Annotated in this window: 20 protein-coding genes and 1 riboswitch; of the genes, 10 read left to right on the plus strand and 10 right to left on the minus strand. The window is 65.2% G+C overall.

The genetic code is table 11. The features are described 5' to 3' along the window. Positions 1–26: 26 nt before the first annotated feature. Together HMI57_RS06655 and HMI57_RS06660 are read right to left on the minus strand one after the other, a co-directional pair. Complete coding sequence (locus HMI57_RS06655; RefSeq protein ID WP_171585161.1) at positions 27–2,123, minus strand: acyl-CoA dehydrogenase; 2,097 nt, start codon at positions 2,121–2,123, stop codon at positions 27–29. Beyond that, a complete protein-coding gene (locus HMI57_RS06660; RefSeq protein ID WP_346655147.1) occupies positions 2,120–2,860 on the minus strand; it encodes a TetR/AcrR family transcriptional regulator in 741 nt (246 codons plus the stop codon). The genes HMI57_RS06655 and HMI57_RS06660 overlap by 4 nt, the downstream gene beginning before the upstream one ends. Positions 2,861–2,925: 65 nt before the next feature. On the opposite strand from HMI57_RS06660, the gene HMI57_RS06665 reads away from it, so the two are divergent. Genes HMI57_RS06665 through HMI57_RS06680 form a run of 4 tightly spaced genes read left to right on the plus strand, consistent with a single transcriptional unit; the run spans position 2,926 to position 7,753 of the window. After that, a complete protein-coding gene (locus tag HMI57_RS06665; protein WP_171585162.1) occupies positions 2,926–4,257 on the plus strand; it encodes an acetyl-CoA C-acetyltransferase in 1,332 nt (443 codons plus the stop codon). Then, positions 4,254–5,588 (plus strand): 3-oxoacyl-ACP reductase, encoded by a 1,335-nt coding sequence (locus HMI57_RS06670; protein ID WP_171585163.1) that lies wholly within the window; start codon positions 4,254–4,256, stop codon positions 5,586–5,588. The genes HMI57_RS06665 and HMI57_RS06670 overlap by 4 nt, the downstream gene beginning before the upstream one ends. Then, a complete protein-coding gene (locus HMI57_RS06675; RefSeq protein ID WP_171585164.1) occupies positions 5,585–6,511 on the plus strand; it encodes a MaoC/PaaZ C-terminal domain-containing protein in 927 nt (308 codons plus the stop codon). The genes HMI57_RS06670 and HMI57_RS06675 overlap by 4 nt, the downstream gene beginning before the upstream one ends. 9 nt (positions 6,512–6,520) lie before the next feature. Continuing rightward, on the plus strand, positions 6,521–7,753 hold the full coding sequence (locus HMI57_RS06680; protein ID WP_171585165.1) for an aminotransferase class V-fold PLP-dependent enzyme: 1,233 nt from the start codon (positions 6,521–6,523) through the stop codon (positions 7,751–7,753). Positions 7,754–7,799: 46 nt separating this feature from the next. Here HMI57_RS06680 and HMI57_RS06685 read toward each other — a convergent pair whose 3' ends face one another. The 7 genes from HMI57_RS06685 to HMI57_RS06710 form a co-directional block, all read right to left on the minus strand. After that, the gene (locus HMI57_RS06685; RefSeq protein ID WP_171585166.1) at positions 7,800–8,963 is read right to left on the minus strand and encodes an acyl-CoA dehydrogenase family protein; all 1,164 of its coding nucleotides are present in this window, start codon (positions 8,961–8,963) and stop codon (positions 7,800–7,802) included. Beyond that, complete coding sequence (locus HMI57_RS06690) at positions 8,960–10,396, minus strand: LLM class flavin-dependent oxidoreductase (RefSeq protein WP_171585167.1); 1,437 nt, start codon at positions 10,394–10,396, stop codon at positions 8,960–8,962. The genes HMI57_RS06685 and HMI57_RS06690 overlap by 4 nt, the downstream gene beginning before the upstream one ends. Further along, positions 10,393–12,138: an ABC transporter ATP-binding protein gene (locus tag HMI57_RS06695; RefSeq protein ID WP_216607186.1), complete on the minus strand. Its 1,746-nt coding sequence runs from the start codon at positions 12,136–12,138 to the stop codon at positions 10,393–10,395. The genes HMI57_RS06690 and HMI57_RS06695 overlap by 4 nt, the downstream gene beginning before the upstream one ends. Further along, complete coding sequence (locus HMI57_RS18825) at positions 12,135–13,055, minus strand: ABC transporter permease (RefSeq protein ID WP_216607188.1); 921 nt, start codon at positions 13,053–13,055, stop codon at positions 12,135–12,137. The genes HMI57_RS06695 and HMI57_RS18825 overlap by 4 nt, the downstream gene beginning before the upstream one ends. Beyond that, the gene (locus HMI57_RS06700; protein WP_171585169.1) at positions 13,052–13,984 is read right to left on the minus strand and encodes an ABC transporter permease; all 933 of its coding nucleotides are present in this window, start codon (positions 13,982–13,984) and stop codon (positions 13,052–13,054) included. Before HMI57_RS06700 ends, HMI57_RS18825 begins: the two co-directional genes overlap by 4 nt. After that, on the minus strand, positions 13,985–15,649 hold the full coding sequence (locus HMI57_RS06705; RefSeq protein ID WP_171585170.1) for an ABC transporter substrate-binding protein: 1,665 nt from the start codon (positions 15,647–15,649) through the stop codon (positions 13,985–13,987). A gap of 146 nt (positions 15,650–15,795) precedes the next feature. Continuing rightward, positions 15,796–15,925, minus strand: a riboswitch (SAM riboswitch). A gap of 138 nt (positions 15,926–16,063) precedes the next feature. Then, the gene (locus tag HMI57_RS06710) at positions 16,064–16,558 is read right to left on the minus strand and encodes a VOC family protein (RefSeq protein ID WP_228720966.1); all 495 of its coding nucleotides are present in this window, start codon (positions 16,556–16,558) and stop codon (positions 16,064–16,066) included. A gap of 98 nt (positions 16,559–16,656) precedes the next feature. On the opposite strand from HMI57_RS06710, the gene HMI57_RS06715 reads away from it, so the two are divergent. The 3 genes from HMI57_RS06715 (at position 16,657) to HMI57_RS06725 (ending at position 21,204) form a co-directional block, all read left to right on the plus strand. Continuing rightward, complete coding sequence (locus HMI57_RS06715; RefSeq protein ID WP_171585171.1) at positions 16,657–17,484, plus strand: alpha/beta hydrolase; 828 nt, start codon at positions 16,657–16,659, stop codon at positions 17,482–17,484. A 27-nt stretch (positions 17,485–17,511) separates the two neighbouring features. Continuing rightward, positions 17,512–18,345 carry an alpha/beta hydrolase gene (locus HMI57_RS06720; protein WP_171585172.1) on the plus strand — a complete coding sequence of 278 codons (834 nt, stop codon included), beginning with the start codon at positions 17,512–17,514 and terminating at the stop codon, positions 18,343–18,345. Positions 18,346–18,438: 93 nt separating this feature from the next. Further along, positions 18,439–21,204: a LuxR family transcriptional regulator gene (locus HMI57_RS06725; RefSeq protein WP_171585173.1), complete on the plus strand. Its 2,766-nt coding sequence runs from the start codon at positions 18,439–18,441 to the stop codon at positions 21,202–21,204. Positions 21,205–21,324: 120 nt separating this feature from the next. Here HMI57_RS06725 and HMI57_RS06730 read toward each other — a convergent pair whose 3' ends face one another. Then, entirely contained in the window at positions 21,325–21,627 is a 303-nt protein-coding gene (locus HMI57_RS06730; RefSeq protein ID WP_019482691.1) for a DUF4193 domain-containing protein, read from the minus strand. A gap of 334 nt (positions 21,628–21,961) precedes the next feature. Here HMI57_RS06730 and HMI57_RS06735 point away from each other — a divergent pair, with 334 nt between their 5' ends. Genes HMI57_RS06735 through HMI57_RS06745 form a run of 3 tightly spaced genes read left to right on the plus strand, consistent with a single transcriptional unit; the run spans position 21,962 to position 24,004 of the window. After that, positions 21,962–22,669, plus strand: a complete 708-nt coding sequence (locus tag HMI57_RS06735; protein WP_171585174.1) for a histidine phosphatase family protein — start codon at positions 21,962–21,964, stop codon at positions 22,667–22,669. A 10-nt stretch (positions 22,670–22,679) separates the two neighbouring features. Beyond that, positions 22,680–23,237, plus strand: a complete 558-nt coding sequence (locus HMI57_RS06740) for a DUF3090 domain-containing protein (protein ID WP_171585175.1) — start codon at positions 22,680–22,682, stop codon at positions 23,235–23,237. After that, the gene (locus HMI57_RS06745) at positions 23,237–24,004 is read left to right on the plus strand and encodes an SCO1664 family protein (protein ID WP_171585176.1); all 768 of its coding nucleotides are present in this window, start codon (positions 23,237–23,239) and stop codon (positions 24,002–24,004) included. The genes HMI57_RS06740 and HMI57_RS06745 overlap by 1 nt, the downstream gene beginning before the upstream one ends. Positions 24,005–24,047: the final 43 nt, after the last annotated feature.

The raw sequence follows: 24,047 nt of genomic DNA on the forward strand, positions 1-24,047 counted from the left end.
AAGAGCGCAGCTCCAGACGTCCGGCTTCAGCGCTTGGCTTTGGCCTTCTTCTCGCGTGCCAGTACCGTCTTCTCATCGATCGGGAAGCTCCCGCTCGCCCGTTGCTGCCGGGCATAGGCCATCGCCTCGTCCTGGCGTTCCTTCTCCGCGCCGGTAGCGATCGCTGCGCGAAGGTGCTCCGGTCCGTAACCGAAAGCATCCACCAGGTCGACGGCGTGTGGCCGGATCTTCACCAGCAGACGGTTGATGTACGGGGACAGGGTCCGGGCGCGCTGGGTGGAAAGCCTGCCGTGCATGAGGTACCAGGCCAGGTTGCGTTCGATCAGACACAGCCCAAACAGGTCCCGCAGCCAGGTGAGCACCTGCTTGGTGCCCGCGTCCTCCACCCGGTGGACGGCAGCGGTGAATGCTTCCCACTGCAACAGCTCCGCGTGGGCCTTGGCCGTCTCGATGAGCTCGTTCTGGTGCTCGTTGAACTTCTTCGCTGCCGCCTCCTGGGACAGCTTCCGGACGCCGCGGAGTTCGCCGGCCAGGTCAGCAACCATCGCCTCCACCCGGTCCGACAACAGCTCGTGCTGGGTGTGCTCGTCCCGCAGCGCGATAGCCGATTTGCGCTCGGACCCGCCGTCGACCACTGTCTGCACAACCCGCCGCAGTCCCGTCCGGTGCAGCGTCTTCTCCGCACGCTGCGTAACGACGTAGCGCGCGAGCACGCCGAAGTCGACGCCGCTGAATTCCTTGGCGTAGTCGGCCAGCAGGCGCTTGGCGACGAGCTGCAGCAGCACATTGTTGTCGCCCTCGAAGGTTGCGTACACGTCCATGTCGGCGCGCAGTGAGGTAAACCGGTTCTCCGTGAGGAATCCGGCGCCGCCGCAGGCCTCGCGGCACTCCTGCAGGGTGTCGAGCGCATGCCAGGTCGACAGCGGCTTCAGCGCGGCTGCCAGCGTCTCAAGGTCCTGCCGGTCCTCGTCCGTGTCGTGCGCACCCGAGAAGACGTCGTCGAACTTGGCCAGCAGCTCCTCGTGGGCGAACGACGCGGCGTAGGTCGCCGCAATGCGGGGGAGGAGGCGGCGCTGGTGCTGCTGGTAGTCCAGGAGGACCTCTTCGGTGAGGTCCGAACCGGCGTTGAACTGCCTGCGCTCCACTGAGTACTGGACGGCGGTTTTCAGGGCCAGCTTGGTGACGGCCACAGCCGCCCCGTCGAGGGACACCCGGCCCTGCACCAGGGTGCCAAGCATGGTGAAGAACCGCCGGCCGGGGGAGGCGATGGGCGAGGTGTAGACGCCGTCCTCATCCACGTTGCCGTACCGGTTCAGCAGGTTGGTGCGGGGAATCCGCACGCGGGTGAAGTGGAGGCGGCCGTTGTCGATCCCGTTCAGCCCACCCTTGAGCCCGTCGTCCTCGCCTCCGATGCCCGGCATGAAGTTGCCGTCGGCGTCCCTGAGCTGCACATAGAACGCGTGAACGCCGTGGTTGACACCGTTCGTGATGAGCTGCGCAAAGAGCACCGCCGCCCGGCCGTCGATGGCGGCATTGCCGATGTAATCCTTCCACGCGGCCCGGAACGGCGTGTGGATTTCAAACTCGTCGGTGTCCGGCTGGTAGACGGCGGTAGTGGCGATGCTCGCGACGTCGGAGCCGTGACCCGTCTCGGTCATGGCGAAGCAGCCGGGAATGTCCATGTTCATGATGCCCGGGATCCACGCGCGGTGATGCTCCTCGGTCCCCAGGTGCAGCACCGCGCTGCCGAAGAGGCCCCACTGCACTCCCGCCTTGATCTGCAGGGACGGGTCGGCAACCACCAGCTCCTCGAAGCCTGCGATGTTGGCGCCGTGATCGTCCTCCCCGCCGAGGCTCGCCGGGAAGGCACGGTGTACCGCCTTGTTCTGCACCAGGTAGTGCAGTTGGTCGAAGCAGCGGCTCCGCTGCTCGGCGTGGGACTCGCCCTCCACCCGGTGGACTTCCGGCCGGCCGGCCAGCTCCCGCGCGATCCGGCGGGTCGCTGCCCACCGGCCCAGCAGGAGCTCGCCCAGGGCTGCGACGTCGACGACGGCGCGGTCGTCGTCAGCGATGGTGGCGGTGGCCGGAACCTTGAGTTCGGGCCGTGTGGCTGTCTGTGTCATGGGGTGTCCTCCAGAACGGATGTGATCGTGTCAGGTGATGGAACGTGGTTGGCGATGCCCTCGAAGAGCCAGGTGGTGAGCTGTTCGCTGAGTTGGGCTTCGGTTGGTTTGGTGGGGCCTTCGGGGGTGGCGAGCCAGAGCTCACCGGCGGCCCGGACCATGCCGATGGCCGCCTGTGGCCAGAGGGTGAGTGCGGGACCACCAAGCTGCCGTGCCCGCGGGTCAGACGCCAGAAAAGACTTCATCGGGCTGGCCAGCATGTCGGTGACCGCTTCGAAGAAGTGGCTGAGCAACTCGGAGCTGTGAGGGTCTGCCGGATTGGTGAGCGCATCGGCGGCGCCGAGCCGGGTCACGAAGGCGTAGACATTCGGCGAGGTCTGCGCCATCTGCAGGTAGGCGGAGACCATCGCGTGGAGCCCTTCGCGCGCAGACGCGGCCTGCCGCGCTGCCGCGAGCACCTTGTCCTGCATCTGCGCGATCACTACCTCGCCCATGGCCTGCTGCAACCCCGCTTTGTCACCGAAGTACCTGTAGTACACGGACTTGGAGGTGCCGGCGGCCGTGGCAATGTCCTCCATCGACGCGGCATAGCCGAGTGAGTGCACGGCTCGCCGCGCTGTTTTGACTAGCGCACGACGTCGTTTGTCCCGATGGGCTTGCCACCGGCTGGAGCGACCATCGCCGGCCGCAGCATCCGGCGGGACGGGAGGTCTGGGCTTGAGCGCCTGCTTGTTCACGATACTCAGCGTATCAGGTACGCTGGGTATCGGTAACTGATTGGAACCAGAAGGAGAAGCACAGCATGGTCGACCAGGCAGCAGGGCAGCGCAGCGCGCAGTCCTCCCCATCCGTCCGCAACGCGGTTGTCATCGGCGGGAACCGGATTCCCTTCGCCCGCTCCGGTGGCCCCTACGCCTACTCGTCCAACAAGGACATGCTGACCGCGGCACTGGACGGTCTCGTGGCCCGGTTCGGGTTGCAGGGTGAGCGGATCGGCGAGGTTGCGGCCGGCGCCGTGCTGAAGCACTCACGCGACTTCAACCTGACCCGCGAGGCGGTACTGGGATCGGCCCTCGCCGCTGATACCCCCGCCTATGACGTGCAGCAGGCCTGCGCGACCGGACTCGAAACCGTGATCGGGTTGGCGAACAAGATCAAGCTCGGCCAGATCGAATCGGGCATCGCCGGTGGTGTCGACTCCGCGTCCGATGCACCCATCGCCGTCAGTGAAGGGCTGCGCCGTGTCCTCCTGGACCTGTCCCGGGCCAAAACCACGCCGCAGAAGCTGTCTATCCTGCGCCGGCTCCGTCCCCGGGACCTTGCCCCCAACGCACCGACCACCGGGGAGCCGCGCACCGGCCTGTCGATGGGCGAGCACCAGGCCATCACCACCGCCCGGTGGGAGATCTCCCGCGAAGCGCAGGACGAACTGGCCCTGAACAGCCACCACAACCTGGCCGCCGCCTACGAGCGGGGATTCTTCAGCGACCTGGTCACTCCCTACCGCGGGGTTACCCGTGACGCCAACGTCCGGGCCGACACGTCGATGGAAAAGCTGGGCAAGCTCAAGCCAGTGTTCGGCAAGGACCTGGACGCACCACCCACAATGACCGCCGGCAACTCGACGCCGCTCACTGACGGCGCCGCCACCGTCCTCCTCGGATCCGAGGACTATGCCCGCAGGAACAACCTGCCGATGCTCGCGAACGTGGTGGACGCCGAAGCTGCAGCAGTGGACTTTGTCCACGGCGCCGAAGGCCTGCTGATGGCCCCGGTGTACGCGATGCCTCGCATGCTCCAGCGCAACGGACTCACCTTCGACGACTTCGACTTCTTCGAGATCCACGAGGCATTTGCTGGCACTGTCCTCAGCTCGCTCGCCGCCTGGGAGAACGAGGACTTCTGCCGGAACACCCTCGGGCTGGACGGCGCGCTTGGCAAGGTCGACCGGAGCAAGCTCAACGTCAACGGCTCGTCACTGGCAGCCGGCCACCCGTTCGCCGCCACCGGCGGACGGATTGTGGCCTCGCTGGCCAAGGCTCTTGCCGAAAAGGGGTCCGGCCGCGGTCTGATCTCCGTCTGCGCCGCTGGCGGCATGGGCGTCGTCGCTATCCTGGAGGCACGCGAGAAGTGACCGACAAGTATCTGACCCTCGTCAACTCCGGTCCAGCCGGGAAAGTCGCCCGCAAGCTCGGGCTCCCCAAGCCTGCAGTGCTGCGCCGGTACCGTCACGGTGCACCGTTGGTCCCCGGCCCCCTCCTTGTGCTCGGCTCGACAGCGGCAGCGGATAGCCTCGCCACCGAGTTGCTCGGCTGGGACCAGGATGTCCGCCGTCACGCGCGACCGGGCGAGAAGCTCGGCGCCATCGTCGTCGTGCTCGAACACCTCGCCGACCCGGGCGAGCTAGCCGCCCCCGTCCTCGAGCTCGGTCAGGCGCTGCGTCAGCTCGAACGGGGCGGCCGGATTGTCACGGTGTCCCGCCCCGCGCGTGAGACGGCAAATCCCGCTGAGGCGGCCGCCCGCCAGGGCGTGGACGGCATCGTCCGGTCAATCGGTCGTGAACTGCGCGCTGGGGCCACCGCCAACGGGATCGTGCTGCGCGACGGCGCACCCATTACCGCTGCCGCCGGAACGCTTCGCTTCCTGCTCTCGGGCAAGAGCGCCTTCGTGAACGGGCAGTTCATCACGGTGGGCGACGCCGGTCAGGATGCTACCCAGGATGAGGACCGCCCCCTACAGGGACAGACCGCCGTCGTCACGGGCGCAGCCCGGGGCATCGGGGCGGAAATCGCGGCGGTGCTCAGCCGCGACGGCGCCTCGGTGGTGGTGGTTGACGTCCCCGCAGCGGGTGAACAGCTCGCCGCCGTCGCCAACCGGATCGGAGGCACAGCCCTGCAGCTGGACATCACCGCCGACGACGCCGCGGCCAGGATCCTCGACCATGTGCAGCAGCGGTACGGATCACTGGACCTGCTGGTGCACAACGCGGGAATCACCCGGGACAAGCTGCTGGCCAACATGGACTCGGCCCGGTGGAACTCAGTGCTGGCGGTGAACCTGGCCTCGCAGCTGCGAGTCAACGAGTCGCTGCTTGCTTCAGACGTGTTTGCCGCGTCCGGACGGATCGTCTGCCTCGCCTCCACCAGCGGCATCGCCGGCAACCGGGGCCAGTCCAACTACGCAGCCTCGAAGGCGGGCGTGATCGGCATGGTCCGGAGCACCGGCAGTTCCCTTGAGGGCACCGGGCGCACCATCAACGCCGTCGCACCCGGCTTCATCGAAACCGAAATGACTGCCCGGATGCCGTTCGCTACCCGCGAGGTCGCGCGGCGCCTCAGCAGCCTCCAGCAGGGCGGGCAGCCGATCGACGTTGCCGAAGCCATTGCGTTCCTCGCCTCGCCGGCAGCCGCCGGGGTCAACGGTGAGGTGGTCCGCGTCTGCGGACAGTCGCTGGTGGGCGCGTGAGGGACGTTGCCCTGGACTCGGTTCCGGGGCTGCCATCGCTATACCGCAGCGCCCTGCTCAGCAGCATCCCGCTGCCGTGGGGCGACGGATCAGCGCAACGCACCTCCGACGCGTCAGCTGCTGCCCTGCCGGACGTCCGCCATCGCGTGTCTGGTGTCCAGGCCATGGTCGGGGACCTGACCCGGTTCCAGCAGTTGATCGGCGCCCCGGCACAGGATGTGTTGCCCTCGGGCTACCTCCACACCATTGCCTTCCCCGTGGCCATGAGCGTGATGGCCCGCAAGGACTTCCCGTTGCCGCTGCTCGGCATGATCCATCTGCGGAACGCGGTGGAGCACCGGCGTGTTATCGGCTTCGGCGAGCAGCTCGACATCGCTGCCTGGGCCGAGGACCTGAGGCCACATCACGCCGGCACGCAGGTGGACCTGGTCACCGAGGTGAGCAGCTCCGGGGCGGTGGTGTGGACGGGACGCTCCACCTATCTGGCGAAGGGTACCCGGCTCGCCGGGCCTGCCCCCGAAGCAAAAGAAGAGCGTCAGCCGTTCACGGCGCCCCCGCTCACGGCAGTCTGGAATCTCCCGGGCAGCATCGGCCGCAGCTATGCGGCAGTGTCGGGGGACTACAACCCGATTCACCTCACCGCGCTGACCGCTAAGGCACTCGGAATGCAGCGGGCCATCGCGCACGGCATGTACCTTGCCTCCCGGATGGTGCAGGAAACCAAGCCGGCAGGGGTCGATTCGTTCTCGTGGAGCATCGACTTCCGCTCACCCGTCCTGCTACCCGCCCGGGTGGCAATCGCCGTCGCACAGCAGAGCGACGCGCGGGGATGGCAGGGTGCTGCCATCACCGGCTGGAACCAGCGCCGTGGGCGTGAGCACTTCGTTGGCAGGCTCGCAAGGCTGGCCGACCTTCACGCCTAAACTGGGAGCATGAGCGAGAACACATCCCTGCTGAACCGCGCCCGCACCCTCGACGCCGAGGATCCCCTCGCCGGATACCGGGCGCGGTTCGAGGGGCACGACGATCCGGACATTGTTGCCTACCTGGACGGCAACTCACTCGGCCGGCCCCTCACTGATACGCTGCAGCGGCTTGAATCGTTCGTGCGAGAGCAGTGGGCCGGCAGGCTTATTCGCGGCTGGGACGAGGGCTGGCTGGGATTGCCTGAACAGGTGGGAGACCTGATCGGGCGGGTAGCGATCGGCGCGGCGGCCGGACAGTGCACGGTGGCCGATTCGACGAGCGTCCTGCTCTACAAGCTGGCCCGCGCGGCGGTCGCTGCCCGCCCGGACCGCACCGAGATCGTCATTGACCGGGACAATTTCCCCACCGACCGCTTCATTATGGAGGGCATCGCCGCGGAGCGAGGGCTGCAACTGCGCTGGGTGGACCTGCAGTACGACGGCGGTGCCACCGCAGCCGAGGTCGCAGCGGTCGTCGGGCCGCAGACCGCCCTCGTTGTCCTTAGCCATGTGGCCTACCGGTCGGGCCACTTGGCCGACATCCCGGCCATCACCGCGGTGGTGCACGACGCCGGCGCGCTCGTGCTGTGGGACCTGAGCCATTCCGTGGGTTCAGTGCCCGCTGAACTCGACCAGTGGAACGTCGACTACGCCACGGGGTGCAGCTACAAATACCTCAACGGCGGACCGGGTGCTCCCGCCTGGGCGTACGTGGCGCAACGGCACCTCGCGGACTTCCAGCAACCGATCCAGGGCTGGCTCGGCAGCGCCGATCCGTTCGGGATGGGCTCCGACTACGAACCGGCACCCGGCATCCGCCGGCTGGTTTCGGGCACCCCGCCGATCATCGGCATGCTGGCGATGCAGGACATGCTGGCCCTGATCGGCGAAGTCGGCATGCCAGCCGTCCGGGCAAAGTCGATCGCCCTCACCTCGTTTGCCATCGAGGCCGTCGAGGAACTGATGTCCGGCACCGGCGTCGTCGTCTCCTCGCCCCGGGACCCACAGGAGCGCGGCAGCCACATCACGATCGACCACCCGGCGTTCCGGGACCTGGTGCCGGAACTGTGGGCGAAGGGCGTTATCCCCGACTACCGCAACCCGGCCGGGATCCGGCTGGGGCTCTCGCCCCTGTCAACGTCGTTTGAGGAAACCTACCTCGGCATCCTGCAGATCGCCGAGAGCCTGCCCCGGTCCTGAACGGGCGACGTCGGCTGACGGGTCATCAGCCGACGTCGCCCGCTACTCAGTCGGGGAGCGGCTCCCGGGTGCCCGTCACGGCCCAGTATCCTACCGCCCTGGCTTTGTAGATGGCCGGGTTGTGGGAGGAGACGGTTCTGGCGTTCCGCCAGTGCCGGTCCAGGGACCGCCCGGCAGAGGTCGCCGACGCTCCGCCCACCTCGAACAGGCGACTGGTGGCGTGGAGCACCTGGCTGACCGAGACAACCTGTGCCTGGCTCACGGCGATCTCGGCGGCATCCACCGCGGCCCTCGCGTCCTCAGGCCGGCCCAGGGCGAGGGACCAGCGGGCGGCCTCCAGCTTCCGCGCTGCCGCTGCGACAGTCGCCGCGGCAGCGAAGGAGGTGCTCGACAACTCGCCGAGGACCGCCAGCACCTGCGGGTCCTCACGGGGCAGGGCAGCCGTCGCGTTCACGTACGACCGGGTGCGTGGTCTCACGAAGGAGGCGGCGTCGTCGGCCGCGGCCCGGGCAATACCCGCGAGTGCCGCCACAAGCACCAGCTGGAAGAACGCGGGCACGTGGTTCGGCGCCCCTGGGGTGTACTGGCGGACGTTCTCCGACGCCACCGCCACCTCCGAGAAGTGCGTGGTGCCGCTGCCGGTGAGCCGCTGCCCGATCCCGTCCCAGTCGTCGAGGCGATCCACTCCTGGCGCGGTGGCAGGCACCGCGTATCCCACGCGTTTCCCGTCGTGCACAGCGCTGCCTGCGATCCAGTCGGCGAACAGCGCTCCGGTGCTGTAGTACTTCGAGCCGTTCAGGACGAGCCCGGCGTCAGTTGAGGTAAGGGTGGTGCTGATGTCCCGCAGGGAGGTACCGGTCAGCTCGCTGGACGCGTTGCCCACCATCGCTCCGCCCGCAATGTCACGGAGCCAGCTATCCCGGGACGCCGAGGCATCACGCAGGAGCACCCCCTCGACATAGGCGAAGTGCCCGCGCCACAGCTGGGTCAGGTTGGAGTCTGCGGCGGCCAGCTCCGTGAGGAGCTCAAACAGCTGTGGCAGGGTCGCTCCCAGGCCGCCATGGGTCGCCGGGACCCGCAGTGCCCCGAATCCCGCATTCTTGAGCAGCTCCACCTCCGCGAAAGGAAGCTCGCGCCGGAGTTCCCGGTCCACCGCACCGGCGCCGATCTCGTCGAAAATCGGGCGGAAGCGCTCCAGCAGGTCGGTCATGACCGGCTCCCTGCATAGGAAGGGGAAGCTGCTGGCTCGAGGGCAGATCCGTGGTCAAGATTCGCTCCTCCGCGGTACCGGGCGCCGGGGTGCTCGTCGAACAGACGTGTGTTCCCGCTGCCAAACAGGCGTTCCCGGAGGGTGGATTCCTCGTAGGAGGTCCGGTAGCGGCCGCGCCGCTGCAGTTCCGGAATCACCTGGGTGATGAAGTCCTCGGCGGTCCCGGGAGTGAGGAACTGCCGCAGGTTAAAGCCATCGAGGTCAGTGGCGTCGATCCACCGTTCGATCTCGTCAGCGACCTCCACCGCCGTGCCGATGGCCACAAAGGGACCCCGGTCAAACCGGGTGATCCTCTCCAGTGCTTCCCCCACGGTGGTCCCCGGTGGGTGCCGCCTGCTGCTGGGCTGGCTGTCTCTTCCCGGTCGATTCTCCCGGGCGAGGATGTCGTCGATGACTTCATCCGCGCGGTAGGCTGCGAGGTCGATTCCACCCCCACCGGCGTGGGCCAGGTACCCCTCCGCGCTCGAGAGCTTCCGGTACTCCTCGGCTTTGCGCTGGGCCTCCTTGTGGGTGCGACCAACGATCACGACCGCGCTGGCGAAGGCCTTGATGTGGTCAGCCTTTCTCCCCTTGTCGACGGCGAGACGACGGAGGTCCTGGACATTCTCCCGGTAGGCCGCGGCATCACGGCCGCCCACGAAGACGCCCTCCGCATGTTTCGCGGCGAACTCCTTGCCAGCCGTCGAGCTGCCGGCCTGGAACAGCACTGGGGTGCGCTGGACCGACGGCGAGCTGAGGTGTGGACCCGCCACCGTGTAGTTGGGCCCCCGGTGGTTGATGTACCTCACCTTGGCGGGGTCGGTGTAGATACGACGTTCCCTGTCTTCGATCACGGCGTCGTCGTCCCACGACCCTTCCCACAGTTTGTACAGCACGTCCAGGTACTCGTCGGCAATCGCATAGCGCTGGTCGTGTTCCACCTCGTCGGCCAGCCCGAAGTTGCGGGCCGCGTTCGGCAGGTAGGAGGTGACGATGTTCCAGCCGAACCTGCCCTTCGTCAGGTGGTCCAGCGTCGAGGCCCGCCGGGCGAAGGCGAACGGGGGTTCGTAGGTAGTGGAGAAGGTTGCCGCGAAGCCGAGGTGCTTGGTGACGGCGGCCATCGCCGGGATGATCAGCAGCGGATCGTTGCTGGGGATCTGCACCGCTTCCCGCAGCGCCGTGTCGGGGCCGTTGCGGTAACCGTCGTAAGTTCCGATCACATCGGCGAGGAAGACGCTGTCGAACAGTCCGGCTTCCAGGATCTGGGCGGTCTCCACCCAGAAGTCGAGGTCATTGAACCGGTGGCGGTTGTTCTCCGGATGCACCCACAGGCCGTGGGAAATGTGGCCGACGCAGTTCATTTCGAAGAGGTTGAAGGAGATCTGGCGGGTCATGAGCGGGTTCCGTCCTGTTTGGTAGCTGGGAAGTGCCGGGTGGTGGGGAGTTGTGGGATGGCGTTGATGAGCTGCCGGGTGTAATCGTGCTGGGGTGCGTCGAAGACGGTGGCGACCGGTCCCCGTTCGAGGATCGCTCCGTCCTTCATGACCAGGACGTCCTTACTCATGTGTTGGATCACCCCAAGGTCATGAGAGATGAACAGGTAACTCAGGCCCAGGCGGTGCTGTAGGTCGGCGAGGAGGTCAAGGATCCTTGCCTGGACCGACACATCAAGTGCCGAGACGGGCTCATCGCAGATGATGACTTCCGGTTCGGCTGCGAGGGCGCGGGCAATGGCTACCCGTTGCCGCTGTCCGCCCGACAGCTCGATCGGACGGCTGCTGATCTTGTCTTCATCGAGACCCACCAGGTCCAACAATTCAACGATTCGCGCGTAACGCCCGGCCCGCGGCACTCCGGCCGCAGTGACAGCCTGGCCGATCACCTGCCGCACAGTCTTTCGGGGGTCGAAGGAGTGGAGCGGGTCCTGGTAGATCATCTGGACCGATCGACGTGCACGGCGATCTTTTTGTTTACGGTGTTCCGCCCAGGGGCGACCGCCGATCAGCGTCGCTCCGGTGTCAGGGATTTCGACACCGAGCACGATGCGGGCGACGGTACTCTTCCCGGAACCTGACTCACCGACAATGCCGAGGGTGTCGCCCTTCTTGAGTTCGAACGACACCCCGGCCACTGCGGTGCGTACCGCGCCAACACCGTTGGGATAGGTTTTGGAGATCTCGTCGACGCTGATCAGCACCTGACGTTCGGCTGGTGTTTCAAGGCTGGCTGATTCCGGTGCGGTTGTCTCGACGGGTTCGACGGCGATCCCGTGATCGCCCGTTAAACGGGAGCCCCTGGAGGAGGCGGAGGGCACCGCCGCGAGCAGAGCCTTGGTATAGGGGTGCTGAGGGTCTTGAAGGACGGCTTCCATGGTCCCTTCCTCAACAATTTCTCCCTGGCGCATCACCGCGACCCGGTCCGCGAGGTGCGCGACGACGGCCAGATCATGGCTGACGACGAGCATCCCCGTGCTGGAATCCTTGAGGTCCCCCAGCAAACGGAGTACCTGGGCGGCGATGGTGGCGTCGAGCGCCGTCGTCGGCTCATCGGCTATCAGCAGCCCAGGGCCGGCCGCAATCGCTGATGCGATAAGGGCCCGTTGGCGCAACCCGCCCGATAGTTGGTGAGGGTATTGGCTGGCGCGCACTTCGGGGTCCGGAACTCCCACCGATCGGAGAAGCTCGATCACCCTGACGTAGCGTTCGGCTGGCGGGAAAAGATCGTGAAGCCGCAACACCTCTCCCACCTCTTTGCCAATCGTTCGTAAGGAATCCAGTGAGGACAGGGCGTCCTGAAGGATAAACCCAGCGTCCTTTCCCCGAACTTTGCTCCACTGCCGTTCGCCCCAGCCGCCAGAGTCGGCCCCATTGAAGGTCTGCCGATCGGCGGTCACCTGCGCACCATGGCCGGTGAGGCCGACCAGGGTGCGGGCAGTCACTGATTTCCCGGACCCTGACTCGCCGACCAGGGCGAGGCATTCGCCGGGGCTGATGGAAAGGCTCACGTTCCGGACTACGCGTCGTTGGTGGACGCCGCGGCCGAAGTCGACGGTAAGGTTTTGGATATCCACGACGGGGCCGGTTCTGTTTGAGGCTGCCGGCGCCTTACTTTGCTTCTGGAGGGTGGTGGAGGTCATTGGACTCGTCCTTCTGCTCGGCGGCGCAGTTCGCGTCCGATCACGGTGATTGAGAGAACAGTCGCGACCAGGAAAGCCGCGGGGATGGTGATCATCCATGGCGCGTTGGAGATGAAGTTTCGGCCGACGGAGAGCATCGCGCCCCATTCGGGGGCTGGGGGAGGAGTTCCGAGCCCGAGGAAACTCAATGAGGCGCCGGCTCCGATCGCTGATCCGACGCCGATGGTCGCCAACACCAGCACAGGTTTCATCACGTTCGGGATCACGTGGGTGAAAAGGACCTTCCCCGCGGGCAACCCGAGGGTTCTGGCCGCCTCGACATAGCCTGACCGTCGGACCAGGTGAGTTTGCGCCCGGGTGATGCGGGCGTAGTACGCGATGCTTCCGGCCCCAATGGCGAGAATGGCGTTTTCCGTACCACCGCCGATAATGCCAATGACCACCAGTGCGAGGAGGATTTCAGGAATGGCGAGGGTCACGTCCAGGACCCGCATCACCGACGCCTCGACGAGACGCCCGTTCAATCCGGCGAGCAAACCGATAGCAGTGCCGCCGACAACGCCGATCGCCGTGGCGCCCAGCCCGATGTAGAGCGAGGTTGCTGCACCATGAACGATGCGCGAATAGATGTCGGCACCCGAGTCGTCAGTTCCGAAGATGGCTGCAGCACCGGGGGCCTCAAAGCTTCTGGACGGGTTGACAGTGTACGGGTCGGCGCTGGCAAGGACCCCGGGTGCTACCACTGCCGCTGCCAACCACAGCAGGAAAAGTGATGCCAACAGAAGGCCCGGTCTTAGCCTCCACCGCCGTCGCTGGCGGGCATGCGGTGAAGTATCGCGGGGCGCTGCGGGCAGCCCGGTTACCGTCTGGGTATGAGCGGATCCCGCGGACGTGGTGGCGCCTGGAATGACGGTCATGCTGTCACCACTTTCGGGTCAATGAGGGTATAGAGAAGGTCGATTATCAGGTTGACCACCACATACACAGCGGCGCAGAGCAGAACGATGCCGATGATCACCGGCAGATCCTTGTTGTAGACGGAGGCAAGGGTCAGTGCTCCAATTCCCTGTCGGCTGAAGAGAGTCTCGACGATGACTGACCCGCCGAGGAGGGATGCGACCACGAAACCGGACAATGTCATCACCGGGATCGCGGCATGCCGGACAGCGTGCAGGACCCGCACCGGCAGATCACGCATTCCTCGGGCGCGGGCCGTCAGGATGAACGGCTGCTCCAGGACATCCTCAAGCTCGTTCCGGAACACCTGCGACAGCGTCCCAAAGACCGCCAGCGCCAGAGTGAGCGCAGGAAGGACAAGTGCGGAGAAGCCGTTGTCTCCTCCGATCGGAAACCACTGCAGGGTGAAGGAAAAGACGATGAGCAGAGCGAAGCCGATAATGAAGGTCGGCGTTGCCGCCAAGACCACCTCCACCCCGGAGACAAGCGACCGGACCCAGTTCGACCGCTGCGCTGAGAGCACCGCCACCGCGAAAGTGAGGGGCAAAGCGAGAACCGTAGCGGCAGCGGCGAGCATCCCGGTGGCCCCTATCTGCTGGCCGATCGCCTCGCTGACGGGTATGCGGAGCCGATAGGACTGGCCCAGGTCTCCCTGGAAGAGATTCCCGAGGTAGCCGGCGTACTGAACGATAAAGGGCTCATCCAGCAAATAGTCGCTGCGAACCTGCGCTATGGTCTCTGCGGTCGGCCTGGCGTCCGGGCCGCCCAGGATCAGCAACGCCGTGTCGCCCGGAATAAGATACACCGCCAGGAAGGTCATCGTCGCAGCCCCCCAGAGAACACCGACCCCAACGAGTAGCCGGAGCAGAATACGCCGCACGGTGTGCATCTACTCTGCCTTCCACGCGTAGGTCAGGACGGGCACGGGATGGGAGGTGTCGACTGCGACATCCTGCACAGCTGTGGAGTAGGCGAACTGGCTGTGGTTCTCATAAAGAGGGAGCCCCGGCACAATGTCCAACAGCCGGTGCTGGACCTCGGAGTAGGCGTCCTCAGCGATAGGACCGTCGTCGGCCTCGCGAGCTGTCCGCAACAAATCATCCAACGCCGGATCATCAACGTAGGAAGAGTTCTGACCGATTCTCTCACCGGTGATCTCCGAGGAGTGATACCTGATGAACAGCACATCGGTGGTGTTGGTGTGCCACACTCCGGCCAGCGCATCGTAGTCCCCGGCGTACCGCAGCTCGCTCAACTGTGCCTGCGGCAACTGGATGATCTGGAGGTCGAAGCCAGCCTTCCTCGCCTCGCCCTGCAGCTGAACCAGCAGGGGGCTAGGAGTGGTGCTCTCGACGGTGGGCACCTCAATGACGAGCCGCTCCCCGTCCTTGATACGGAATCCGTCGCTGTCGCGTTCGGTCCATCCCGCCTCGTCCAGGAGCTCGTTGGCGCGATCAAGGTCGTACTCTAAAGTTCCCTCAACCGTGGGGTCATAATATTTGCTGGCCGTGGAGAGGAAGCTGTCGGTGGGGGAGTAGGTCCCAAAACCGAGGCTCTCGGCCACGGCCTGCGTGTCTACCGCCGCTACGAAGGCCTGACGTACAGCGAGGTCATCAAACGGTGCCCTGTTCAGGTTGAAGCTCAGAACGTTCGGGCTGCCGCCACGAATCAGGTTCTGGTACTCGAAGGCCGGGTTCTCCTGCACTGCTGCGGCGTTCTGGGGTGCGAGGTTCTCCGTCAGGTCGTACTGGCCCGAGACCAGAGACTGGTGGCGGATGACTGGCTCGCTGACCAGGGTGACCTCGACGCCGTCGAGGTAGGCCTCACCGTCGCCTTCCAGCCACTCGGGTGCCCAGTCGTAGCCTTCCCGCTTGGTGTAGCTGATGCCCTGACCCGGCCGGTAATCAGCAACCGTGAACGGGCCTGTTCCAATCGGTTCCTGGCACAGCGTCTCAGGGGATTCTTCGATTGCCTTTCCGGAGTTCATGCCCAGCCACGACTGGGCCAGCGTGTAGAGGAAGGGAGTGTAGGCGTACTCCAGGTGAGCCTCGAACGTGTACTCATCAATCACCGTGCCATCCACGTAGGGCGCAATGTAGGCGGCCGCAAGGGGGGATTTGGTCGCAGGATCCCTCATATGCTCGAAGTTCTGACCGAGCACCTCGGCGTTCCAGGGGGAGCCGTCACTGAAAGTGACACCCTCCTTGAGGTGAAAGGTGTACGTCTTGCCGTCGTCTGAAATCTCCCACGACTCGGCGAGATAGGGAGCTATTTCGCCGTCGTCGTCAAGGGTGACCACATTGTCGTAGATCAGCCGCCCCAGGAACTGCTGCTGGGTTGCTGAAATGCCGTGCCCGTCGAGGCAGCCCGGCTCCGCCGAAATGGATACGTCGAGGATGCCACCCGACACAGGGACCGCGGCCGGATCAGCAGCCGGGTTGGCGGACGCTGAGCAACCGCTCATCAGGGTGGCTACGAGCAGCGATGTGAGAACGGCAATCCTGCGCGGTGGTCGCGGGGAATTTTGGGCAGGATGAAGCGCTGAATTGATCATGTGCTATTCCTTGATGCGGTCCGGGGCACACTAAAGGCACTGCCCGGAGAAAGAATGAATGGGGTGTCGAATTAGCGCTGAATAGTTAGCGCGAAGTTACTAGGAAATAGAACGGCTGGCCGGACAACTCACGAGGTACGCCTTTCGAAGTGCTCTTGCCTGCGCCGGCTCGGTCGGGGAATCACCGAGGCGAAGGCCGCTTCGTCATCCGAACCACCCACGAACATGGGGTTGGTGCGCGATCCAGTCGGAGCTTTACGACCGCGTCTCTTGAAGCTGCCCCCAGTATATGCACAATGTGCAGACCGGCAATTAATAGGAAGTAACTTTCATCAATTGCGGGTCATAACTGTGCGAACACCAGGGCCGTTTGTTTGGGCGAGGAATTTGCTCTCACTTGTGGGCACCATTCGCTCAGACATGCTGGTCAACAATGACCGGATTCCCGTCCGGGTCGACCACCACGAAACTTGCGGGACCGGTCGTCTCCTCATCCGCTTCCGCCAGGAAATCAGCGCCGGAGGCCCTCAATTGTCGCTGCAGATCCCGGACATCAGTGAAGGTTTCAAGGGGCCCCGCGTTTTGATCCCACCCCGGGTTGAAAGTCAACGAGTTTCTCTCGAACATCCCCTGGAACAGTCCGAGGACAGTCTCACCGTTCTTGAGGATCAACCGGTTCTGGGCGATGTCCCCGCCATGTTTGGTGAACCCGAGAGATTCGTAGAAGGTGGCCGAAGCCTGGATGTCCTTGACGGCAAGGCTGACGGAAAATGCTCCGAGTTCCACGCTGTACTCCGCTCTGCTGGGTTGCTGGATGCCTTTGATAGTAGCCGGGGCAGCCGCCGCCCGAAGGCGGCGGACAGCGCCCAGGGTGCGTCCGTCGACTACGAGAATTGCATCCTGGGGCACCCAACGGGCGTGAGAGACTACGCGTTCCTCGTGGTGCTAAACAGCACCGGTTCTCGCGACTCTGGTGAGTATCAGCCCCGCAAGCCACGGAGGAACCCATGAGCTATGTCACCACCCAAGATGGCAGCCAAATCTTCTATAAGGATTGGGGGCCAGCTGGCGGCGCGCCCGTCCTCCTCAGTCACGGATGGCCACTCAACAGCGACGCGTGGGAAGCCACAGCATCCTTCCTCGCTGGGCACGGCTACCGGGCCATCGCCCATGACCGGCGGGGACACGGAAAGTCCACCCAGACCTGGACTGGCAACGAGATGGATACCTACGCTGACGACCTTAATGCCGTTCTGACCACTCTGGACGTCACCGGGGTCACGCTGGTGGGTCACTCCACCGGCGGCGGAGAGATTGTGCGCTACGTTGCCCGACACGGCAGTGCCCGGGTCGCGAAAATGATCCTCGTGTCAGCGGTACCGCCCTTCATGCTTCGCACCGAGGACAACCCAGCGGGGCTTCCGATCGACGTCTTCGACGGGATCCGCGCTGGCGAGGCAGCAAACCGGTCACAGTTGTACCGGGACTTTGCCGATGGTCCGTTCTTCGGTCACAACCGGACCGGCACCGTTCCGCAGGGGACCCGTGACGCCTTCTGGTTGCAGGGGCTCGCCGCGGGGACCCACAACACGTACGAGTGCATTGCCGCGTTCAGCGCCACCGATTTCAGGGAGGACCTGACCCGGGTTGATGTGCCGACCCTGATCATTCAGGGCGACGACGACCAGATCGTGCCGTTCGACCTGAGCGGGAAGCTCTCGGTCCAGTTGATCCCGGACGCCGAACTCATCGTGTACGAAGGCGGCGCGCACGGCCTCCCCGACACTGAACGCGAACGGCTTCACTCCGACATCCTGTCCTTCATCTCCACCTAAACGTTCCATCGTAAGGAACCAATCGTCATGAGCAGCTTCAAGACACCAAACACCATTGTCCTGGTCCACGGACTGTGGGTCACACCCCGCAGCTGGGAAGACTGGAAAGCCCGCTTCGAGGCCAAAGGCTTCACAGTTCACACACCGGCCTATCCCGGTTTCGACATTGAGGTCGAGGCACTGCGCGAGAACCCTGACGTGATAGCCAAGCTCACAGTGCCAGAAACTGTCGAACATCTGGCTGGCGTGATCGAGGCCCTCCCCGAGCCCCCCATCATCATGGGGCACTCCTTCGGCGGGGCACTTACCCAGTTGCTGCTCGCCCGGGGACTCGGTGCCGCCGGGGCAGCAATCAATTCAGCCCCCACCGAAGGCGTACGGGTCACACCGCTATCCCAGGCGCGGTCCCTGTTTCCAGCCCTGAAGAACCCGGCGAACTACCGCAAGGCTGTCGGGTTCACGGCCGACGAGTGGCACTACGCCTTCGCCAACACCATCAGCCGTGAAGAGTCCGACGCAGCCTACGAGCGCTACGCCATTGCCGCCCCGGGGAACTGGGTCTGGGCCTATGGTCTGCTGGCGAACTTCAAACCCGGACACCAGGAGACGTGGGTGGACTACTCGATCGACAGGGCGCCGCTGCTGTTCATCGGTGGGGGAGACGACCACATCATGCCCCCATCGGTGAACAAATCGAACGCCAAGCACTGGGGAAAGTCGCCCGCCCTCACCGAGTACCACGAGTTTCCGGGCCGCTCCCACTGGACCTGTGCTGAGCCCGGATGGGAGGCAGTCGCCGACTACGCACTGGACTGGACACTCGCACATGCCCAGGAAATGCCGTCCTCGGCTACCGCGTGACCAATTGGGGAGACATCCAGTTCCCTTTCCAGAGAATCGGCCCGTTGCTATCATCATCCCGATAACCCAGATTGGTCTCAGGATCGGGACTCAATGGTCAGGCACACGCCGCCAGGTAGTTTCGTTGGACGATTCGACGACAGAGCCTGGCTTGCTGCACTCATTGCGTCGGCCGCTGATGGCTCGGGAGCGGCCGGGGTGCTCCGAGGCGAGGCCGGGATCGGTAAGACCTCGCTGGTCCTGTCAGTGCTCGCCGGGTTTCCCGGGCTACGGGTGCAGCCGCTCACCGGCGTCGAAACCGAGTCCGACCTTCCCTACGGCGCGTTGCAGCGCTTCGTGCTGGCCCACCGGGGATGGCTGGAGATTCTCCCTCCTGACCAGCGGGCGGCGTTGCTCGCTGCCTGCGGGCTGACCCCGGGGGCTCCTGCACCCCGTCCGCTGGTCGGTCTGGGCGTCCTGGGGCTCCTGTCCGGATTATCTGCCGGACAACCCCTCGTATGGTTCTGCGACGACGCCCAGTGGCTGGATTCCGAGTCGCTTGCCGCCTTTGCCTTCGCCGGGCGGCGTCTGACCACCGAACGGGTGGCCTTGCTGTTTGTTGCCCGGAGCGACGACGACGAAGCCACCGTTCTCGATGACTTTCCGACCCACACCCTCGGCGGCCTCACCGAGGGCGAGGCGACCACGCTGCTCACTTCCTCCTCACCCCACCCGGTGGACCCGCGCGTGGCCCAACGCCTGGTCCGATCATCGGGCGGGAACCCTCTCGTGCTGGTGCAGCTTCCGGGCGCACTGACCCACCATCAGCTCAGTGGGGAAGAAGCGCTTCCCGATCCGATCCCGGCCGGACGGTGGTTGCAAGGCCACTATCTCCGGGAAATCGAGGCGGCGGACACCGGGACACGGCTCTGGCTGTTGACCGCGGCCGCCGAACCCGACGGAAATCTGGAGGTCATCACCGCGGCCAGCGAGGCGCTGGGACTGGGAAGGGACGCCTCGTGCGCGGCAGAAACCGCCGGCCTGGTGCGTGTCGACAGAACCGTCGAGTTCCGCCATCCGCTGGTCCGGTCCGCGATCTACCACGGCGCGCCCCGCCACGACGTCCGTGCGGTGCACGCCCAGTTGGCAACGGTGGCCCAGCAGCGGGGCGAGACCTACCGGCAGATCCTGCACCGCTGTGCCGCGACCATAGGTCCCGACGATGAGGTTGCTGCCGCGCTCGAAGGCCAGGCCCAACCACGCGGCGGGCACGACTATACGACCCGCGCCACGCTCCTGCTCCGGGCGGCTGCCCTCACCTCATCCGCACCGACGAGGACCTCGCGCCTGCTTGCCGCCAGTGAATACGCGATTGCCGCAGGATCAGGAGTGCAGGCCAGCGCGCTCCTCAAAAGTATCGACCCGAACCTTCTGGACGACGTCGGACGGGGACGGCTGATCATCGCCCACTGTGAAATGGACATCGCCGCTCCCAGCCAGGGCCCCCAGTTCCCCCTCCGCGCCCGCCGGCTGCTTTCGGCGGCCCGACTTTTCCGCGCTACCGAACCCGATCGAGCCCGGCAGGCGATCATTTCAGCCTTCTGGGCGCTGGTGCTGGCCGATGAGTTGGTGCAGGGGACATCGTCGCGCGAAATCGCTGAAGAGGCGCGGCTGATCTGCGGTACCCGCCCGAGCGGGCACCTGCCAACCCAGGCGCTCGTCGCATTGAGTACCCTGGTGCTCGACGGACGGGCAGCGGCAGCGCCCCTCGTGGGTGAGGCCAGTCGAATGGCGACCACGGCGCTGGTGTCCGAGGAGGACGTTCTGCAGTCCTGCGTGTGTATCGCCTATGCAGCGGACCTCCTGCATGACCCGGCGTCGAGTTCAGCAGTCATTCTGCGGGCAGAGCAGATCGCCCGGGGCTGCGGGGCGACTCTGGCACTGTGCCGCATTCTGCTGTTGGGGGCTTACGAGAGTGTGCTGCTGGGCGAGGTCAGCGCGGGGAGGGAAAAGTTGCGGAACGCGGCGTCCCTCGTCACCTTTATGGGTTTGCCGCCCCGATGCGCGAACATAGTGACGTCGCTGCCCGCCCTGCGGGGCTGGAGCGGTACCGAGTCTGCGCCTGTCGAGGAGAACCTGACCGCGGAGGCGAAAGCGGTGGGGTACGGCATCAGTGTGTCGTCGCATCTCATCGGTACCATGCTCCTGCGTGCGTCCCAGGGCCGATATGTGGAGGCATGGGATGCTGGACGCCTGGTCAAATATGACGACCCGTTCTACGTCGGGGCGCACTATCTCCCCGACCTGATCGAATGTGCGTCACGGGCCGGGGACTACCCCGCGGCCGCTCACCTCCTGCAAAAACTCAAGAGCGAGGAATGCACGGCCGAAAGCCGCATGGCGGCCGGTCTCAGGGAGCGAAGCCTCGCGCTTCTGGCGGCAGATGAGTCAACCATCCACTTTGACCGGGCGTTAGACCTGCTCGCTCAGCCCGGTCTCGAGATGGACTCCGCCCGCACCCACCTGTTGTACGGGGAGTGGCTACGCCGACGACGGAGACGCTCGGCGGCAGCCCGCCATCTGTCCACCGCGCTCGACCTTTTTCGCGAACTCGACGCACCCTGCTGGGCGAACCGCGCGAGCAGGGAACTCGCCGCGCTGGGAGAGTTCCACCCTCAGACCCTTCGTGTGGCGACCACCCTGCTGACATCCCAGGAACTGGCAGTTGCCTCCCTCGCCAGAGACGGCTTCACCAACTCTGACATTGCGGTGCGGCTGTTCGTGAGTCCCAACACAGTCGACTACCACCTCCGCAAGGTGTTCCGGAAGGTCGGCGTGAGGTCCCGCCGGCAATTGCAGGGCATCGACCTCAGCGCCTGACCCTATTCTTCAACTGTCTGCGGATCGGCACCAACCCGGTATCAGTTGACTGGATGGTCAGGACCGACAGATAGCCACCAGCAGCACATCCGGGTCGAGTACCTCAGCCAAGGACTGAGACTATCCTTCGCATTCGGCGCAGTACTTGTCGCCGTTCTTCTCGCGTGCAAGCTGGGTGCGGTGCTTCACCAGGAAGCAGGACATGCAGGTGAACTCGTCTTCACGCTCGGGGATGACCGAGATGAGGAGTTCTTCCTCCAGGACAGCGCCGGGGAGATCGAAGCCTTCAGCAGTGTCGCTCTCGTCGGTGTCAATCGTTGACGACTGGGTGGTGGCGCTGCGTTGAGCCTGAATCGCTTCGAGCGATTCGTTGACAGGCTGGTCCTCGGGCCTGACGCGTGGTTCGTCGTAGTCTGTTGCCATGCGGGCGTTGCTTCTCCTTCAGTTGTGTGATCAACCAGAGTACAGGGATCACCAGCCGGAATTGGCCGGCTTACGCTATAAGCGTCTAGGGGGGCCATTAAGTTCCTTCGGGGTCTAAATTCCTTCGGCGTCGCCGAGGTTCCTTCAGGATCGACCCGTGATGAGTGTACGGGGCTACCGCGAGCGAACCTCGCCGTCCAGGCTCGTGACTTTCGCCACACATCCAGCAATGAGTCTCAGGATGCTCACGATGTAGACGGAAATCAGTAGCTCCAACCCCGTCGCTAAGGCCATTTGCTCATCCGCCTAGTAAGCGGATGACTAGGCTGGGTGGATGGCAACAGTGATTCTCGTGCGGCACGGACGTACGACAGCGAATGCGTCAGGACTCCTGGCCGGGCGGACGGCCGGCGTCAGCCTTGACCAGGTGGGACGCGACCAGGCGGCCCTCACCGGCGAACGACTCGCCGTCGTCCCGGTCGTCGCAGTGGTGTCCAGCCCCCTGGAACGCTGCCAGCAGACCGCGGAGCTCATCCTCGCCCGCCAGAGCGGCACCCCGGCGACGCCGACCGACGTCGACCTCACCGAGTGCGACTACGGCCAGTGGCAGGGCCGCACCCTCACTGAGCTCGCGACGGAGGAGCTGTGGTCGGTGGTGCAGTCCCAACCGTCAGCAGTCACCTTTCCCGGAGGCGAATCCATGGCGGCGATGCAGGCCCGCTCCGTGGCGGCGATTCGCCGCCTTGACGCAGCCTTCGAAGCCGAGCATGGCCCCGACGCCGTGTGGGTGGCGGTCAGCCACGGAGACATCATCAAGTCGATCCTCGCCGACGCGCTCGGCGTCCATCTGGACCTGTTTCAGCGCATCAACGTGAACCCCGCTTCCGTGTCGATCGTGCGGTACGGCGCGAGCCGACCGAGCGTCATCGCCACCAATACTGACGGAGGGGACCTGTCGTGGTTGTCGAAGAGCTCACCTGCCGGAGATGCGCCGGTGGGCGGCGGAGCAGGACATCAGACACCACCGGCCCCCATCGCATAAAATAATCACTATGCCCACAAAAGTTCACGAGTTTACTTGGCCCGATCGCGTCGTCGTTGGCACCATTGGCCTTCCGGGGGAGCGAACCTTCTATCTACAGGTACGCGCGGGCTCGCAGATCGTGAGTATCGCGATGGAGAAACAGCAGTCGGCCCAGCTGGCGGAGAAGATCGACGAGATCCTGGATCAGCTCGGCACGCTTGAGGGAAATCCCTTCAGCATTCCCGCGAGCACCCCCATTGAACTGGTTGACAACGACCAGTTGGAGCCCGTCGAGGAACAGTTCCGTACTGGCGCCATGAGCCTGGGGTGGGACCCCTCGACCGTGCAGGTGGTCATTGAGGCGTACCCGATCACCGAACTGGACACCGACGACGACGAATCCCTCGCCGATGTTGAGGCAGAGGTTGAAGTGACCGAGATGCTCCTCGTCCGGATGCCGGTGGGGACAGCCCGCGCGTTCGCCAAGCGCACGCGTGAGGTAGTGGGCGCCGGGCGACCAACCTGTCCACTGTGCGGCCAGCCGATCGACCCCGGTGGACACACCTGCGCCACTCCTGAGGGCTGATGCCAGCGCCCGACCTCGCGACCGCGGAGCTCACGCTCACCGGTCGCATCACGACTGCGTCCAACGCCACCTTCCTCGGGAGTATCGGTGAGGCCGCAGTGGTCTACAAGCCGATTGCCGGAGAGCACCCGCTCTGGGACTTTCCCAGCGGGACACTGGCCCACCGGGAGGTTGCCGCCTACCTCGTCTCCCAGGTCATGGGATGGGACGTGGTGCCGCATACCTGGCTGCGCGACGGCCCGATGGGTGAGGGGATGGTGCAGCTGTGGCAGGAACAGGACCCCGCCCAGGCCGCCGTGGACCTGGTGGCCGCTGACGAGGTGCCTGAGGCTGGTTGGAAAAGTGTCCTGAGCGGACGGGACGAGAACGATCGGATTGTCAGCCTCATCCACGAAGACTCGCCAGCCCTCCGGCGGATGGCAGTGTTCGACGTCGTCGTCAATAACGCTGACCGGAAGGGCGACCACATTCTCGCAATGCCCGATGGGCACCGCCACGGTGTGGACCACGGGCTCACCTTCCACAGCGAGAACAAACTTCGAACGGTGTTGTGGGGTTGGCTGGGCGACGAGCTGACCGACGACGAACTCGACGGCATTGACCGAGTCAGTGAAGGCCTCTCAGGCGAGCTGGGGGCCGCTCTGGCCGGGCTGCTCACCGGCGAAGAGCTTGAGGCGCTGAGCGCGCGCTGCAGCCGGCTGCGCAGCGTCGGTCGATTCCCTGCGCCGAGCGGAGAAATGTCGGCGGTGCCCTGGCCACTGTTCTAGCGGGTGTGCTCCCGGCGTGGCTTCCCGCTGATTAGCACCCTGT

The sequence above is a fragment of the Arthrobacter sp. 260 genome (assembly GCF_013116745.1).
Lineage (GTDB): Bacteria > Actinomycetota > Actinomycetes > Actinomycetales > Micrococcaceae > Arthrobacter_D.